Origin of the sequence: Sphingomonas sp. Root241, assembly GCF_001428865.1 — a bacterium.
In the GTDB taxonomy this organism is placed as follows: Bacteria; Pseudomonadota; Alphaproteobacteria; order Sphingomonadales; family Sphingomonadaceae; genus Sphingomonas.
Genome location: NZ_LMIV01000003.1, coordinates 21,649 through 35,600, shown reverse-complemented (window position 1 = coordinate 35,600; position 13,952 = coordinate 21,649). Strand labels below are relative to the sequence as shown.

The following is a 13,952-nucleotide window of genomic DNA, read 5'->3' as shown; positions in this document are numbered from 1 at the left end:
TGACTAGGCGCGAACTTCAGCGGCCATCCTCGCTAGACGGATGAGAGTGTTCCAGTTTCGGAAGGTAAGGCGGGCGCCCGTACGACGTTCGATCGCGGAAGGCAGTAGCTTTGATCTCGACATCTGCCCGGCATAGTCCACCACCAGATCAATGCCGACACGGGCGAGCCGTTCGCGCCCTGAATGGCGATCGAGGCCGTCGAATCCGCGGCCGGCACTCTTGACGAAGCATACCGCCATTTCGTGCGCGCGGTCGAGCACGGCCTCCGGGAACGGATTTGCGGCGACAATGGCGGCGAGTTCGTCCGAAGTGCGAATCACAACCTCATTGCCGAGTCCGAAGCTTCTCAACGCTTCGCCCACCATCGCCTCCGCATCCTCCGCCGTCCCCGTCGTTGCCAGTACGAGATTCCCGGTGGTGATCCAACTTCTCGCCTCGACAAGGCCGGCGCGCCGGCAGGCTTCGGTCAAATCCCGCATCGACATCTTCGCATGGGTTGAAGGGCCGATGGCCCGGATCAGGGCGACGAAGCAGTTCATGAGACTTTCCTTCGTCCAGATCGCTAGCCCCGCAGTGTATCGGCGGAGGGCCGGAAAGGGAACGAGCTCCCGTTTTGTCCGGCCCCCTCGGTACGGGCAAGCTGTCGAAAACCGCATCGCTCGTGATTCTGTCCGGATCGTTTGAAGAGAGTGCGAGAGCTGCTGGTCGAACCGCCTCCCTACTCGGCTGCGCCAGTCATAAAACCTGCCCCACAGACCCGCCCCACACGGGGCAAGAAAATTGGTGCAACAAGTTGTTTTTGCAGGATTTATAATTCCTGGCTGGGGCGGCAGGATTCGAACCTGCGAATGCCGGTACCAAAAACCGGTGCCTTACCACTTGGCGACGCCCCAACGGGAAGCGGGCTTATAGGGCCTCAGAGGAGCCGTTCAACCCAGCCGTGCGGATCGGGCGCGGTTCCGCGCTGGATCGCGACGAGCTGCGCCCGGAGTTGCTCGGTGAGCATGCCCGGACCGCCGTTTCCGATGGCGAAATCGAAGCCGCGGCCGCGCACCCGGCCGATCGGCGTGACCACCGCGGCAGTACCGCAGGCAAACGCCTCGCGCAGCCGCCCGCTGGCGGCATCGGCCTGCCACTCCTCGAGGCTGTAGCGCTCCTCGCGCACCGTGATGCCGGCGTCGCGCGCGAGCGTCAGCAGCGATTCGCGGGTGATGCCGGGCAGGATCGTGCCGGTCAGCGGCGGGGTCTGGATCGAGCCGTCGTCGAACACGAAGAAGACGTTCATGCCGCCCAATTCCTCGACATAGCGATTCTCCGCCGCATCGAGGAAGACGACCTGATCGCACGCATGGCCGATCGCTTCGGCCTGGGCGACGAGGCTGGCGGCATAATTGCCGCCGCACTTCGCTGCACCGGTGCCGCCGGGTGCGGCGCGGGTGTAATGTTCGGAGACCCACAAGGTCACCGACGGCGCGCCGCCTTTGAAATAGGCACCCGCCGGGGAGGCGATCACCAGATAGAGATATTCCTGCGCAGGCCGCACGCCGAGAAAGGTCTCGCTCGCGAACATGAAGGGGCGCAGATAAAGCGAGGCGCCCTCGCCCTCCGGGATCCAGTCACGGTCGATGCTGACCAGCTCGCGGATCGAGGCGAGGAACAGTTCCTCGGGCAGCGGCGGCATCGCCATGCGCTGCGCCGATTCGGCGAAGCGGCGGGCATTGGCGTCCGCGCGGAACAGGGTCGCGCCGCCGTCGGGCATGCGATAGGCCTTGAGACCCTCGAAGATCTCCTGCGCATAATGGAGCACGGCGCAGGCGGGATCGAGCTGGATCGGACGGCGCGGCTCGATCCGCGCACCGTGCCAGCCTTTGTCGGCGGAGTAATGGATCACCGCCATGTGATCGGTGAAGATCTTGCCGAAGCCGGGATTGGCAAGGAGCGCCGCGCGGTCGGCCACGGCCACCGGATTCGCATGCGCCTCGAACTCGAAATCCAGGATCGTCGCGTCTTCCATCATACCCTTCCCGAGAGCACCGGCCGAGTCTGGCCGGATCGACTTGCGGACGACTAGGCTGCGAGGCTAGAATGGTCAACATGGCTGCCCCAATTCCTGCCTCTCCGCTGTTTCTCCGCGAGCCCGAGATCCGCCGCGGCATCGAGCTGCTCTATTTCGGCTATGCCAATCTGACGCGCTCGATCGATGCGGGCCTAGCCAAGCAGGGGCTGGGGCGCGCGCACCATCGCGCGCTCTATTTCATCGCGCGCCAGCCCGACCTGACGGTGAGTGCGCTGCTTTCGATCCTGGGGATCACCAAGCAGTCGCTCGGCCGGGTGCTGGGCGAACTCGCCGATCGCGGCATGGTCGAGACCCGTACCGGCGAGCGCGACCGGCGGCAGCGGCTGCTGCGGCTGACGCCTGCAGGCGCGGCGCTCGAAAGCGAATTGTTCGACGCGCTGCGCGAGAAGATGTCCACCGCCTATTCGAGTGCCGGCCAAGGTGCGGTCGGCGGCTTCTGGGCGGTGCTCGAAGGGCTGGTGCCCGAAAGCGACCGGAGCAGCGTCTCGGGGCGCTGAGCAGCGCGCTCAGGCGACCTTGAAGCCCTCCTTGTTCATCGTCAGCGTCAGCGCCTTGTTCTTTTCCTCGGACAGCTGGGCGCGGAGCATCGGGAAGAGGTGCATCTCCTCTTCCTGCATGTGCTTCTCGATGTCGGCGCGGAACTCGCGGACCTTGGCGATCCAGTCGGGCGAGGCCGTAGGCGTGTTCTCCAGCTCGTAGAGATACTGCTTCACATAGCCATGCTCCTTGGTGAGGGCATCGGCGGCATCGCGCTGGCCGATCTCACGGAGCGCAGGGTAGATGACATTCTCTTCCTCCACCGCATGCTTGAGCAGCGCATGCTTGAGGTGCGAGAGCAGCATCGAGCGCTTGACGGTGTTGTGCTCGTCGGTCGCCTCGATCGCATCGAACACCTTGAGCGTGGCCTGATGCTCGACCACAAGCGCCTCGTCCCAATTGCCGGCGAGGGCGGTGGGTGCCTGGACCGCGGCCTTGCGGCCGAACATGGCGAGGATGCCGAGCGCAGCGCCGCCCGCCACTGCGCCGGCGACCATGCCGAGATTGCTCGACCGGCCCTCATTGCTCTTCGTCGAAGAGCTGCCCTTGAAACGTCCCTTGCTGTCACGCGTGGCCGTGGTCGTCGCCATTACCGCCTCCGTTGATGTGAGTCGGAAGCACAACAAATCGGGAAGGCCGGCGTTCCGTGTTGGATTCGCGCGCTCGAACTTCACGGTTTGCACGGCGAATCGGCAATTAAATTACATAAGCCTGTACGGATGTTGCGCAGCTGAACCGAGGCAATCTCAACGGGATCAAAGAGCGAACATCGGTAGTGGCATAAAATGCGCTTGTAGGAAAATGCTTTCCTCGCGGATATCAGCGGCGCGCCTCGGCGGCCATTTCGGCGTTGCGACGCTGGGAGGCAGCGAGGGTCTCGCGGAGCAGCCTTTTGAGCGCGTCATCGCGGTCGAGCACGTTGAGGCCCTGACGCGTCGAGCCCCCGGGGCTGGCGACGCGATCGGCGAGAATGCCGGGCGCGACATCGGCCTGTGCGGCGAGCAGGCCCGAGCCCTCCACCGTCGCGATCGCGAGACGCTGCGCCTGACCGGAATCGAGACCCAGCGCCGCGCCCGCTTCGGCGAGCGCGTCGATGAAGCGATAGACGAAGGCAGGGCCGCAGCCCGACAGCGTCGTGACGGCTTCGAACAGGCCCTCGTCGTGGATCCATTCGACGAGGCCGAGCGGCGCCATCAGCGCGCCAACGCCCGGGATGCGGTCTCCGTGAAGCCCGACGACGCCCTTGCCGAGCGCGACGGGAAGATTGGGCATGGCGCGGACGATCGGGTGGCCGGGGAAACGCTCCCTCAGCGTCGCGACCTCGGCTCCGGCGAGGATCGAGATGAGGGGCACGCCCCCCCCTGACGGAATGAGGGAAACGACATCATCCAGTTGCTGCGGCTTCATGCCGAGCTGGATGAAGTCCGGTGCGGCTTCGTCGGGAAAGACCCTGCCCTGGCGGACGCCGGCGGGGAGTTCGCGATCGTGGCGATTGACGACGAAGACGTTCCCAGGCGCGACCAGGCCGCTTTCGATCCAGCGGCGGAGCATCGCCCCAGCCATATTGCCGCAGCCGACCAGCCAGAGCCGCAGCGGCTCCGGTGTGCTCACGCCTCGCCCTGCGTCTCGATCAGCGCGGCGGCGATCGCCTCGGTGGGGCTCTTGCCGCCCCACAATACGAACTGGAACACCGGGTAGAAGCGCTCGCACTCGTCGATCGCGCTCTCGACCAGCAATTCGGCCTGGTTGAGCGTCAGCGTCGGCTCGCCCGCGCCGTCGATCAGCGCGGCATGCCGGAAGAGCAGGATGCCACTCGCAGACCAGAGCTCGAAATGGCCGATCCAGAGCTGCTCGTTGACCAGCCCGATCGTCTCGTAGACCGCGGCGCGGCGCTCGTCGGCGACGCGGATGTCGGGGAAAGCCAGGAACTGGAGGACGCCGTCGTCCTCGCGCCAGATCGCGCGCAGCTCATATTCGGTCCAGCTGCCCTTGAACTTGGCGACGATTTCGTCGTCTTCGCGCTCAAAAGTCCAGTTGTGGGCCGCGAAATAGCTCTCGAGCATGTCGATAGGCGCGGCGTCGTCGCGGTCGTATTCGGCCTCGTCCAACATCCTTACCTCCACATGCCGGGATTGGCTGAGGCGAATCCTGCCAATCGTGCTCCCGCGGCACAAGCGCGCGGTGCGCAACCCTGTCGAAAAGCTGTGGACAAGCAGTCGTTAACCGGTTGGTTCAAGCGTCTGACTTCGGGGTCTTGGGCGCGCGGGCGGGCTTGGCCGCGCCGCCGAACTGCGCCTCGAGTGCTTCGATACGCGCCTTGAGCGCATCATTCTCGTCCCGCGCGGCGACTGCCATCGCCTTCACAGCGTCGAATTCCTCACGCGACACGAAATCGAGTCCGCCGAGCCATTCGCGCGCACGTTCCCGCGTCGCGCCCTCGGCCTCGCGCGCCATGCCGGCGACGGTGCCTGCCGCACCGTTCACGAACTTGACGAAATCGTCGAACAGGCGGTTGTCGGTCTGCATTTCGAGCTTCCTAAACGAACTTCAACGGATCTCAATTTGGTCAGCCGAGCGCGAAGGTACAAGGGACCCGGCGTTCGGATTGAGCGCGTGGATCTGCCAGAGCAGCACGAAGGCGAAGCAGAGCCAGGCGAAATAAGGCAGCAGCAGCGCCCCCGCGACCTTCCGGATGCGCCAGAAAAGCAGGAGGGTGAGCAGCGCCAGTGCGACCAATGCACCGATCATCAGCAACGCGGTATCGACCTTGTGCAGCCCGAAGAACACCGGAGTCCAGGCGAGGTTGATCGCGAGCTGGACGACGAAGACGAGCAACGCGAGGCCGCGGCCGCGCGATCCGCGCGCGTTGATCACCATCGCCAGCGCCAGGCCCATCAGAACGTAGAGGATGCTCCAGGCGGCGGCGAATGCCCAGCCGGGCGGCATAATGTCGGGCTTGGCGAGTTGGGCGAACCAGGGATTCGCGTCGCCGCTCGGCGCCAGCCTGCCCGCACCCAGCCCCAGCAACAGCATGAGCGGGACCGTGACCACGGCCCAGCGAAAATAAGCGAGACGCAACTGCCCCCTGGACGCGATCTCTCTCAACCCGGTTCCTCCTCTTACGACGCGTGAACACGCATCGTCCCCGGAACGATCCCCTAGTCCAATGTCTGCGCAGTCGCAAAGATGCGATCGTCATGTAAATGTGCCCGGCCCGGGACGCAGGAGGCATGGCATGAATCAGATTACCGGAGGCTGCCTGTGCGGCGACGTTCGGATCACGGCATCGGGCGCGCCTTACCGCGTCGGGCTCTGCCATTGTCTCGACTGCCGCAAGCATCACGGCGCGCTCTTCTTCGCCGCGGCGATATTCCCGCAGGACGCAGTGACGATCGAAGGCGAGACCCGCGATTATCGCGGCCGGCATTTCTGCCCCCGCTGCGGCTCGTCGGTCTTCGCGCGCTTTGAGGACGAGATCGAAGTGCATCTTGGGGCACTCGATGCTCCGGACCAATACATGCCCACCTATGAGAACTGGACCATCCGCCGCGAGGCGTGGCTGCCGCCCTTCCCGCTGGTGCGGCATTATGCGCGGGATAGGGAAACCGACGGGCGGTTTGAGAAATAGGTGTTGGCTCACATCCCCGATCCTCCCCGGCACGGGGAGGGGGACCGCCGCCGAAGGCGGTGGTGGAGGGGGTGTGCCTCAAAGAGTTTCGCCGGTGGAGAGCCCCCTCCACCAGCCTGCGGCTGGTTCCCCTCCCCGTGCCGGGGAGGATCAGAGATTTCTGCGATCAGCCGCCCCGCTCGGCCCCGATCAGGAATTCGACATTGCCTTCGGGCCCGGTGATCGGACTCTGGGTGATCCCAAGCACCCGCCAACCCTGCCCGGCCACCCATTCGGACACTTCGCGGCAAACACGCTCGTGCACCGCCGGATCGCGCACCACCCCGCCCTTGCCCACTTCCCCGCGCCCCGCCTCGAACTGCGGCTTGATAAGCGCCGCGAGGCGCGCGTGCGGCTTGGCGAAGCGGAAGGGCGTCTCGAGCACCTTGGCGAGGCCGATGAAGCTGGCGTCGCAGACGATGATGTCCACCGGCTCCGGGATATGCGCTTCGGTGAGCACGCGCGCGCTGGTCTGTTCGTGGACGATCACGCGCGGATCCTGGCGCAGTTTCCAGGCGAGCTGGTTGGTGCCGCTGTCGACCGCATAGACGCGCGCCGCGCCGCGGGTGAGCAGGACGTCGGTGAAGCCGCCGGTCGACGAGCCGACGTCGATCGCGACCGTTTGCGCGACATCCCACCCGAAATGGTCGAGCGCGTGTGCCAGCTTGATCCCGCCGCGCGAAACCCAGGGATGATCACGGCCCCGCACGTCGAGCACCACGTCGTCGGCGAATTGCTGCCCTGATTTGTCGACCTTGCGATCGCCCGCGAAGACCAGGCCGGCCATGATCAGGGCCTGCGCGCGGGTGCGGCTCTCGGCGAGCCCCCGGTCGACGAGCATCTGATCGGCGCGCTGCTTGGCCATCCGCCGCCTTTAGGCGTCCCCTCTCTTGCTGTGCAACCACTCCGGATGCAACGTTCATGGCCAGGCTGCGGCAGGTGGGGCACAGTCGATCCGCTTCATGGACATCGACTTCGGGGGAGGTTCCGATGACACCAGGTTCCGCGTGCACCGCGCTGGTGCGGCGATTCGAGGGCTGCGCGAAGAAACGGGCGGACGGCAGGTTCATCGCCTATCCAGATCCGGGAACGGGTGGCGATCCGTGGACGATCGGTTGGGGAACCACGGGCGCGGACGTGAAGCCCGGCGTGATCTGGACGCAGCAGCAATGCGACGACCGGCTGGCGAAGGACGTCGCCAGCTTTGCAGCGAAGGTTTCCGCCGCGATCGGCGGAGTGCCGACCAGCCAGAATCAGTTCGATGCGATGGTGAGCTTCGCCTATAATGTCGGGGTGACGAACCTGGCGAACAGCACCTTGCTGCGGCTCCACAAAGCGGGCGACTTTGCCGGCGCGCAACAGCAATTCGGCCGATGGAACAAGGCGGCGGGCAAGGTGCTGCCCGGCCTGACCAAGAGGCGCACGGCCGAGGCGGCGCTCTACGGCGATTGAAGCGGGGAACGTTTCGCATTCTTCGGCGCTTCGCCCATCCATGACGAAACGGGACGATCATGCACAGGTCCATGCGCGCTTCCACGAGGCGGTGAACATGGCACCCGCCGAGATCGAGGCGTGGCTGGAGACCGAAGAGAGCCGCGCGGTCGGCTTCAAGCGCGACGGCGGAGAGAGCGTGGGTCATGCCTCGGGTCGACGGATCGTCGAGATCCTGCGCACGCCCACAGCGGCGCTCGACGGCGGCGACTATGCCCATATGCGCAAGGTAGTGGGTTTCCTGCGCCGGCATCTGGCGCAGGGACCGCGCGAGGAACACCGGATTCCGGGTTCGCGCTGGCGTTATTCCTTGATGAACTGGGGCCATGATCCGCTAAAGGACTGGCCAGGTGACGCTACGGAAACCTGACAGAAACATCGCCTCAGCGCCATCCACAGTTTCCTGTCCATTAAGTCTCTCATTTGCTTGCCACGCCTCGCCCCCTTCGCCACAGCCACTCCCGCAACCACCGAAGGGGCATCGGCGATGGGCGCGCGCGTCGCACTTTCCAGGGAACAGTTGCTTCGGCTGATGCAGCTGGTCGAGGCGATCACCGCACAACGCGGAGGGGACGCCGATGCGGCAATCGCGTTCCTCCAGGATTCGGTCGCGGCGGGGCTGAACAAGCCATCCTATAAATCGGTCACGCAGTTCGCGGCGGGAATGCGCGCGATCCGCCTCCGCCGGAACGAGGTGCTCGGCAAGCCGGTGTTCCGCGATCCCGCCTGGGACATGCTGCTCGATCTGGTTGTGGCAGCCGACGAGCGGCGTGCGGTCTCGGTTTCGGGGCTGTGCCATGCCTCGGGTGTGCCGACGACTACGGCGCTGCGCCACGTGGAGCGGCTCGAGACGCTCGGCCTGCTCACCCGGACTCCCGATCCCGCCGACAAACGCCGCTTCTGGGTGGACGGCGAGCCCGAGGCGCTGGGACGGGTGCGCGAGATCATCGCGCGGCTGCAGGCCGAGGCCTAGGGAGCGGAACACCGCCCCGACATCGCCGTTGAAACCGCGGACCGGAAAGGGAAGCGAGATGGCAGATACGCGCAAAACGAAGACGACGCGGACACGGCAGCGCAAGGCGAAGACCGGGCCCGATGCGAAGGCGATCGCGCTCGGCACGCTGTCGATCGGAGCGGTGGTGGGCGCGATCGCCGCCGCGGCATTCGGCATAATGAAGCTCGGCAGGCGCGTCGGGGATGCAGGCCATGTGCCCACCGACCTGATGGGCGACGCGCATCCCGGCCCGGAGGATCGCGCGATCCATGCCTTTCGTCCGGATCCGACGGCGGCGATCCCCGACAATGAGCGCGACGCATTCCGCCCCGCGCTGGCCGGCGCGGCGGCGCCGACCCTGGTAAAAGGCGAGGCGCGCGCGAACGAACGGCTCGACGCCGCGCCCTCCTGATCGGCACACCGGCGCAACTTTCCCCGCCGCCGCGCATTCCCTCTCCTTAGACATCTTCATGGGAGAGTAGATATGCGCACCATGTTGTTGGGATTGCTGGCCGCGGGCACGCTCGCCGGCTGTGCGGACACGGGTTACGGCACTTCGAGCTATGACGGCGGCTATCGCAGCTATGACTGGAACCGGCCCGATCCCTCGTACGGCGGCTATTATGCCGACCGTTATTATCGCGACGACCGCAGCTATCGCGAACGCCGCCTGTCGCGGCAGGACCGCGTCTATCGCGGCCGCGACGGGCGTTATTATTGCCGCCGCTCGGACGGGACGACCGGGCTGATCGTCGGCGGCGTCGCCGGCGGCGTGCTGGGCAACATCATCGCGCCGGGCGGATCGGAGCTGCTCGGCACGGTGCTCGGCGCGGCGGCCGGCGCCGCAGCAGGCTCGGCGATCGACAAGAACGAAGTCCGCTGCCGTTGACAATCCGGGACGCGGCGGCACGCTGTCGCCGCGTCCCATCATCCATTCGAGGGGGAATTCATGACGACTCGTACCGCGACCGCTCGCTACCAGGGTTTCGGCAAGGACGGCAAAGGTCAGCTCGACACGCCCTCGGGCGTGCTTGAGGCGACGCCCTACAGCTACAATACGCGATTCGGCGACGAGAAGGGCACCAACCCCGAGGAGCTGATCGCGGCGGCGCATGCCGGATGCTTCACCATGGCGCTGAGCTTCGCGTTGGCAAGGGCAGGATTCAGCGAAGGCAGCCTCGAGACGACTGCCGCGGTAAAGCTCGAGCAACAGGGCGACGGCTTCGCGGTCACGCGGTCGGACCTGACGCTCAAGGCCGAAGTGCCGGGCATCTCGCCCGATCAGTTCGACGAGCTCGCCGCCGGGGCCAAGGCCAATTGCCCGATCTCGAAGCTGCTCAAGGCCGAGATCACGCTCAGCCATACGCTGGCCTGAGCGGCTTTTGCGCTCAATCTCTACCCGATGACTGGGAATCCGCTGGCGGGAATCGCCGGATCGGATTAGGATCGTTTGCACAGTTGATGGAGTGCGCCATGGTGCCTGCGCTATCTCTTCCCGCGAACCTGTCGCTCGTCGAAATATCGGGTGCTGCCGGCGCGCCGTGGCGCCACCTGTTCGCCGGGCCGTCGCGGGAGCACATCCCCTATCGCGCGGGTACGCAATCGGAGCGCAACCTGCTCGCAGCGAAGCTCGACGCGGCGGTGACGCGCGCGGACGGCGCGGTGCTGCTGATCGCCGAGGGCGCGAGCTGCTTCGCGACGGCGTGGTGGGCGCGGTTGTCCCCGGCTTCCTATGTCTCGCGCGTCGCGGGCGCCTTGTTCTTCGAGCCGATCGACGAGCAGGGCGAGAGCGTCGAGACCTTGCTCGATACCTTCGCCTCACCGCGCACGCCGCTCCCCTTCCCATCGATCGTGCTGGGAAGCGAGGACCGGCGATCGATGCTGGCAGCGCGGGTCCGCGCGCTGGCGGACAATTGGGGCAGCGGGCTGGTGGCGACCGCGCGGAGCAGCGACGCCCGCCCGATGCGGCGCACCCGCGGCGTGATCGAACGCTTCACCGCCGGCGTGGTCGCCCGCGAAGTGCGCACTGCGACGACGCTGATGGGCCGGGTGCGCCCGATCCGCTGAGGCGGTGCCTGCTGCGGACGATCAATGCTCGCGGAACGAGGACCAGAAGCTGCCGATCAGCGGCTCGAGCGCATAATCGAGCGCCGTGCGCCTGCGCAACGGGATCAGCACCTGGACGGGCATGCCGGCCCTGAGCGCGAAATCGGCGCCGCGGACGCCCTGGATCAGGCTCAATTGCTCGCGCGGAACGGTGATCTCGCCGGTGAAATAACTCATCCCGCTCTTCTCGTCGGTGAAGCTGTCGGCGGAGAGCCGCGTCAGCCTGCCTTCGAGATTGGGCAAGGTGCGCTCGTGTAACCCGGAGAATTTGACGAGGGTGCGCTGGCCGACATGGAGATCGTCGGCATCCTCGGGCGATATCCGGGCCTGGATCAATAGCGGCGTGCGTTCGGGGACGACGTCCATCAGCTTCTGGCCCGGCGCGACCACGCCGCCCGGGGTGAACACCGACAGGCCGACCACCGCCCCGGTGGCGGGGGAACGGATCGCGGTGCGTTCGAGCTGGTCGCGCGCGGCGGTCCAGCGGGGCAGGATATCGCCCAGCCGGGTTTCGACGTCGCGGAGATCGGACGCGGTACGCTCGCGGAAAGTCCGCTCCGCCTCGAGCACCTGAATCTCGTTCTCGCGCGCGGCGCCGCGGGTCTGGGCGACGCTGGCGGTGTATTGGCCACGTTGGCCCTGGAGCTGGGCGCGCGCACGTTCGAGCTCGCGCATCCGCGTCTCCGAGACGAAGCCCTTGTCGGCGACGGGCTTGAGCGCGGCGATCTGCTCCTCGATCAGGCGGAGCTGCTCGGAGGAAGACACTGCCTGCTCGCCATAGCCGCGGCCCTGCTCGCCCGACTGGAGAACGCGCTGACCGAGCGCGCCGCGCTGTGCCGCGAGTACCGAAGCGCGTGCCTGAAGCTCGGTCTGCTGCAGCCGCATCGCCAGCGCCGCTTCCTCGCGGTCTTCCGGCGAGAGCGACGCGAATTCCTTCGGCGCCGCGATCTGGCCGCGCCCGAGTTGTTCGGCTTCGAGCCGCGCGCGCTGGGCGAGCAATCGGATCGCCTGCGAGGCGAGCGCCCGCTCCTGCGCCTGAACCTCGGCGGCGGCGAGCTGGACCAGCAACTGGCCGCGCTCGACGCGCTGGCCCTCGCGGACATAGATTTTGCCAACGACGCCGCCGTCGCGGTGCTGGACCGACTGGCGCTGGCCCGACACCACCAAAGTGCCCGGGGCATAAGCGGCGGCATCGAGCCGCGCGAACATCGCCCAACCGAGAAATATCACGAAGAAGAGGCCGGCGATCACCAGCCCGATGCGGATGTCGCGTCGCGGATCGGCGACCGGAGACGCGGAGGCCGGCGCTTCGCCCGAGGGCGCGAGGAGGATCGGCATGTTCATGCGCCGCCCGCCGCGGCAGTGGGCGGAGCGACACGCCGGAGATTGGGCGGCGCGATCTTGGGGAGCACTTCGTCGCGCGGACCATAGAGCTCGACGCGGCCGTCGCGCAGGACGAGGATCTTGTCGACCACGGGCAGGATGCCGAGCTTGTGCGAGACGATCAGGATCGTGCGGCCCTCCGCCTTGAGCGTTCCCAGCGCGGCGACCAGGGCGGCATCGCCTTCGGTATCGAGATGCGCATTGGGCTCGTCGAGGATCAGGATGCGCGGATCGCCATAGACGGCTCGGGCAAGCGCGATGCGCTGCGCCTGACCGGCCGATACGCCGCGACCGCCCAGCTTGAGCTGATGATCATAGCCGTTCGGCAGGCGCCGGATCAGCGGATCGGCACCGACCTTGCCGGCGGCAGCGACGACCCCAGCATCGAGGGTGGCGCGATCCTCGCCCAGCTCGCCGGCGAAGCGCGCGATATTCTCCGCGACCGATCCGGCGAACAAGGCGGCGTCCTGCGGCAGATACCCGATGTGGCGGGCGAGCTGCTCGGGATCCCAATCGCGCGTATCCGCACCGTCGAGCCGGATGGTGCCGCGATCGGCGGGGAGTGCGCCGGCGATCGTGCGGACCAGAGTCGATTTGCCCGCACCGCTGGGGCCGACGATCGCGACCACTTCACCGGGCTCAAAGCGCAGCGAGATGCTGTTCAGGATCGCGCCGTCACGCGCTTCGTTGAGGATGGTGATGCCTTCTAGCGCGATCGCACCCTGCGGCGGGGGCAGCCGGGTCGGTTCAGGCCGAATGTTGCTGTCTTCGAGAAGCGTACCGAGGCTGCGATAGCTCTGATGCGCCTGGACGAGCGTCTTCCACGTGCCGATCAGCTGCTCGATCGGCGCGAGCGCCCGCGCGATCAGGAAGGAAGCGGCGAAGATCGCGCCGCCCGAGATGAGGTTGTCGATCGCGAGCAGAGCGCCCAGCCCCAAGGCGAGCGACTGGAGCGCGAGGCGCGTGAACTTGGTGGCGGTGAGATAGCTGCCCGAGGCGAAGCTCGCCTCGGTCTGCGCGGCGAGCATGGCTTCACGCTGGCGCAGCTGGCGCGCGACCATCGCCCGGCGCATGCCAAGCGCCCGGATGCTGTCGCTCGAACCGAGCAAGGCATCCTGATTGGCGTAGGAAGCGCTGGCGATCAGCTGGGCACGATCGAGACGGCTGCGAGTCGCGCGTTCATTCGCCCAGGCGATGAGCGGCAGGATCGTGCATCCGACTATGGCGACGACGCCGAGCCACGGGTGCACCAGAAAGCAGACCAGAATGTAGATCGGGACCCAAGGCGCATCGAACAATGCGAGAATCCCCGGGCCGGTGAGCGTGCCGCGCATCGTATCGAATTCGCGAAGTGCCTGCCGCGCCACCGGCAGTTCGGGCCGGCCCAACGTCGCGTCGAGGATCAGCGGCGCCAGCGTCGCATCGAGCTGGACGCCGGCGCGGACCAGCAGCCGCGTGCGGATGCGATCGAGCAGCGACAGCGTCGCCAGCGCGAAGAGAAGCACCAGCGTGAGGAAGACGAGCGTCTGCATGCCCTGCGTCGGCACCACGCGATCATAGACCTGCAGCATGTAGAGCGTGGGAACGATGTAGAGCAGGTTGATCAGCGCGCTGAACGCCGCAGCGGCGACGAAATGCCGCCGACACAACGCCAGTGCCTCACGCAGCACCCCCACCGGGCGCTCAATCCGCATCG

19 protein-coding genes and 1 tRNA gene are annotated in these 13,952 nt (G+C 66.7%); 9 read left to right on the top strand and 11 right to left on the bottom strand.

Features of this window, described 5'->3' with window-relative positions:
* Positions 1 to 3: 3 nt before the first annotated feature.
* The 3 genes from ASE13_RS15530 to ASE13_RS15520 all read right to left on the bottom strand — a co-directional run bounded on the left by ASE13_RS15530 (position 4) and on the right by ASE13_RS15520 (position 2,015).
* On the bottom strand, positions 4 to 540 hold the full coding sequence (locus ASE13_RS15530) for a DUF1697 domain-containing protein (RefSeq protein ID WP_056618048.1): 537 nt from the start codon (positions 538 to 540) through the stop codon (positions 4 to 6).
* A 279-nt stretch (positions 541 to 819) separates the two neighbouring features.
* A tRNA-Gln gene (locus tag ASE13_RS15525) sits at positions 820 to 894 on the bottom strand.
* 23 nt (positions 895 to 917) lie between these two features.
* Positions 918 to 2,015 carry a branched-chain amino acid aminotransferase gene (locus ASE13_RS15520; RefSeq protein ID WP_056618949.1) on the bottom strand — a complete coding sequence of 366 codons (1,098 nt, stop codon included), beginning with the start codon at positions 2,013 to 2,015 and terminating at the stop codon, positions 918 to 920.
* 80 nt (positions 2,016 to 2,095) lie between these two features.
* Here ASE13_RS15520 and ASE13_RS15515 point away from each other — a divergent pair, with 80 nt between their 5' ends.
* The gene (locus tag ASE13_RS15515) at positions 2,096 to 2,575 is read left to right on the top strand and encodes a MarR family transcriptional regulator (protein ID WP_056618946.1); all 480 of its coding nucleotides are present in this window, start codon (positions 2,096 to 2,098) and stop codon (positions 2,573 to 2,575) included.
* Between the two features lie 9 nt (positions 2,576 to 2,584).
* Here ASE13_RS15515 and ASE13_RS15510 read toward each other — a convergent pair whose 3' ends face one another.
* The 5 genes from ASE13_RS15510 to ASE13_RS15490 form a co-directional block, all read right to left on the bottom strand.
* On the bottom strand, positions 2,585 to 3,205 hold the full coding sequence (locus tag ASE13_RS15510) for a hemerythrin domain-containing protein (protein WP_056618045.1): 621 nt from the start codon (positions 3,203 to 3,205) through the stop codon (positions 2,585 to 2,587).
* 229 nt (positions 3,206 to 3,434) lie between these two features.
* Complete coding sequence (locus tag ASE13_RS15505) at positions 3,435 to 4,226, bottom strand: pyrroline-5-carboxylate reductase family protein (protein ID WP_268801305.1); 792 nt, start codon at positions 4,224 to 4,226, stop codon at positions 3,435 to 3,437.
* Complete coding sequence (locus ASE13_RS15500) at positions 4,223 to 4,726, bottom strand: YbjN domain-containing protein (RefSeq protein ID WP_056618042.1); 504 nt, start codon at positions 4,724 to 4,726, stop codon at positions 4,223 to 4,225. Before ASE13_RS15500 ends, ASE13_RS15505 begins: the two co-directional genes overlap by 4 nt.
* 121 nt (positions 4,727 to 4,847) lie before the next feature.
* Complete coding sequence (locus ASE13_RS15495) at positions 4,848 to 5,141, bottom strand: accessory factor UbiK family protein (RefSeq protein ID WP_056618039.1); 294 nt, start codon at positions 5,139 to 5,141, stop codon at positions 4,848 to 4,850.
* Positions 5,142 to 5,162: 21 nt separating this feature from the next.
* On the bottom strand, positions 5,163 to 5,720 hold the full coding sequence (locus ASE13_RS15490) for a TspO/MBR family protein (protein WP_056618036.1): 558 nt from the start codon (positions 5,718 to 5,720) through the stop codon (positions 5,163 to 5,165).
* Between the two features lie 130 nt (positions 5,721 to 5,850).
* Here ASE13_RS15490 and ASE13_RS15485 point away from each other — a divergent pair, with 130 nt between their 5' ends.
* The gene (locus ASE13_RS15485; protein WP_056618033.1) at positions 5,851 to 6,243 is read left to right on the top strand and encodes a GFA family protein; all 393 of its coding nucleotides are present in this window, start codon (positions 5,851 to 5,853) and stop codon (positions 6,241 to 6,243) included.
* 166 nt (positions 6,244 to 6,409) lie between these two features.
* Here the strand turns inward: ASE13_RS15485 and ASE13_RS15480 are convergent, their stop codons facing one another.
* Complete coding sequence (locus ASE13_RS15480) at positions 6,410 to 7,147, bottom strand: TlyA family RNA methyltransferase (RefSeq protein ID WP_056618031.1); 738 nt, start codon at positions 7,145 to 7,147, stop codon at positions 6,410 to 6,412.
* A gap of 125 nt (positions 7,148 to 7,272) precedes the next feature.
* Between ASE13_RS15480 and ASE13_RS15475 the strand changes: the two genes are divergently transcribed.
* From ASE13_RS15475 to ASE13_RS15445, 7 genes are all read left to right on the top strand, one after another.
* Complete coding sequence (locus ASE13_RS15475) at positions 7,273 to 7,734, top strand: lysozyme (RefSeq protein ID WP_056618029.1); 462 nt, start codon at positions 7,273 to 7,275, stop codon at positions 7,732 to 7,734.
* 40 nt (positions 7,735 to 7,774) lie between these two features.
* Positions 7,775 to 8,143, top strand: a complete 369-nt coding sequence (locus ASE13_RS15470) for a DUF3140 domain-containing protein (RefSeq protein WP_056618026.1) — start codon at positions 7,775 to 7,777, stop codon at positions 8,141 to 8,143.
* Positions 8,144 to 8,260: 117 nt separating this feature from the next.
* Positions 8,261 to 8,746, top strand: a complete 486-nt coding sequence (locus tag ASE13_RS15465) for a MarR family transcriptional regulator (protein WP_082596899.1) — start codon at positions 8,261 to 8,263, stop codon at positions 8,744 to 8,746.
* Positions 8,747 to 8,804: 58 nt separating this feature from the next.
* Positions 8,805 to 9,179, top strand: a complete 375-nt coding sequence (locus tag ASE13_RS15460) for a hypothetical protein (protein WP_056618020.1) — start codon at positions 8,805 to 8,807, stop codon at positions 9,177 to 9,179.
* Between the two features lie 72 nt (positions 9,180 to 9,251).
* A complete protein-coding gene (locus ASE13_RS15455; protein ID WP_200955751.1) occupies positions 9,252 to 9,656 on the top strand; it encodes a glycine zipper 2TM domain-containing protein in 405 nt (134 codons plus the stop codon).
* A 60-nt stretch (positions 9,657 to 9,716) separates the two neighbouring features.
* Positions 9,717 to 10,142: an OsmC family protein gene (locus ASE13_RS15450; protein ID WP_056618018.1), complete on the top strand. Its 426-nt coding sequence runs from the start codon at positions 9,717 to 9,719 to the stop codon at positions 10,140 to 10,142.
* Between the two features lie 101 nt (positions 10,143 to 10,243).
* The gene (locus ASE13_RS15445; protein WP_162254704.1) at positions 10,244 to 10,834 is read left to right on the top strand and encodes an alpha/beta hydrolase; all 591 of its coding nucleotides are present in this window, start codon (positions 10,244 to 10,246) and stop codon (positions 10,832 to 10,834) included.
* A 21-nt stretch (positions 10,835 to 10,855) separates the two neighbouring features.
* Here ASE13_RS15445 and ASE13_RS15440 read toward each other — a convergent pair whose 3' ends face one another.
* Both ASE13_RS15440 and ASE13_RS15435 read right to left on the bottom strand, forming a co-directional pair.
* A complete protein-coding gene (locus tag ASE13_RS15440) occupies positions 10,856 to 12,211 on the bottom strand; it encodes an HlyD family type I secretion periplasmic adaptor subunit (RefSeq protein ID WP_414885463.1) in 1,356 nt (451 codons plus the stop codon).
* Positions 12,212 to 12,213: 2 nt separating this feature from the next.
* A complete protein-coding gene (locus ASE13_RS15435; RefSeq protein WP_056618006.1) occupies positions 12,214 to 13,950 on the bottom strand; it encodes a type I secretion system permease/ATPase in 1,737 nt (578 codons plus the stop codon).
* Positions 13,951 to 13,952 lie beyond the last annotated feature (2 nt).

What these genes read in the sequence shown, in the direction of transcription:
- ASE13_RS15515 (WP_056618946.1), top strand. Translation starts at nt 2,096, where the DNA reads ATGGCTGCCCCAATTCCTGCCTCTCCGCTGTTTCTCCGCGAGCCCGAG.
- ASE13_RS15485 (WP_056618033.1), top strand. Translation starts at nt 5,851, where the DNA reads ATGAATCAGATTACCGGAGGCTGCCTGTGCGGCGACGTTCGGATCACG.
- ASE13_RS15480 (WP_056618031.1), bottom strand. Translation starts at nt 7,147, where the DNA reads ATGGCCAAGCAGCGCGCCGATCAGATGCTCGTCGACCGGGGGCTCGCC.
- ASE13_RS15460 (WP_056618020.1), top strand. Translation starts at nt 8,805, where the DNA reads ATGGCAGATACGCGCAAAACGAAGACGACGCGGACACGGCAGCGCAAG.
- ASE13_RS15520 (WP_056618949.1), bottom strand. Translation starts at nt 2,015, where the DNA reads ATGGAAGACGCGACGATCCTGGATTTCGAGTTCGAGGCGCATGCGAAT.
- ASE13_RS15450 (WP_056618018.1), top strand. Translation starts at nt 9,717, where the DNA reads ATGACGACTCGTACCGCGACCGCTCGCTACCAGGGTTTCGGCAAGGAC.
- ASE13_RS15500 (WP_056618042.1), bottom strand. Translation starts at nt 4,726, where the DNA reads ATGTTGGACGAGGCCGAATACGACCGCGACGACGCCGCGCCTATCGAC.
- ASE13_RS15495 (WP_056618039.1), bottom strand. Translation starts at nt 5,141, where the DNA reads ATGCAGACCGACAACCGCCTGTTCGACGATTTCGTCAAGTTCGTGAAC.
- ASE13_RS15530 (WP_056618048.1), bottom strand. Translation starts at nt 540, where the DNA reads ATGAACTGCTTCGTCGCCCTGATCCGGGCCATCGGCCCTTCAACCCAT.
- ASE13_RS15470 (WP_056618026.1), top strand. Translation starts at nt 7,775, where the DNA reads ATGACGAAACGGGACGATCATGCACAGGTCCATGCGCGCTTCCACGAG.
- ASE13_RS15455 (WP_200955751.1), top strand. Translation starts at nt 9,252, where the DNA reads ATGCGCACCATGTTGTTGGGATTGCTGGCCGCGGGCACGCTCGCCGGC.
- ASE13_RS15465 (WP_082596899.1), top strand. Translation starts at nt 8,261, where the DNA reads ATGGGCGCGCGCGTCGCACTTTCCAGGGAACAGTTGCTTCGGCTGATG.
- ASE13_RS15440 (WP_414885463.1), bottom strand. Translation starts at nt 12,211, where the DNA reads ATGCCGATCCTCCTCGCGCCCTCGGGCGAAGCGCCGGCCTCCGCGTCT.
- ASE13_RS15510 (WP_056618045.1), bottom strand. Translation starts at nt 3,205, where the DNA reads ATGGCGACGACCACGGCCACGCGTGACAGCAAGGGACGTTTCAAGGGC.
- ASE13_RS15475 (WP_056618029.1), top strand. Translation starts at nt 7,273, where the DNA reads ATGACACCAGGTTCCGCGTGCACCGCGCTGGTGCGGCGATTCGAGGGC.
- ASE13_RS15435 (WP_056618006.1), bottom strand. Translation starts at nt 13,950, where the DNA reads ATGCGGATTGAGCGCCCGGTGGGGGTGCTGCGTGAGGCACTGGCGTTG.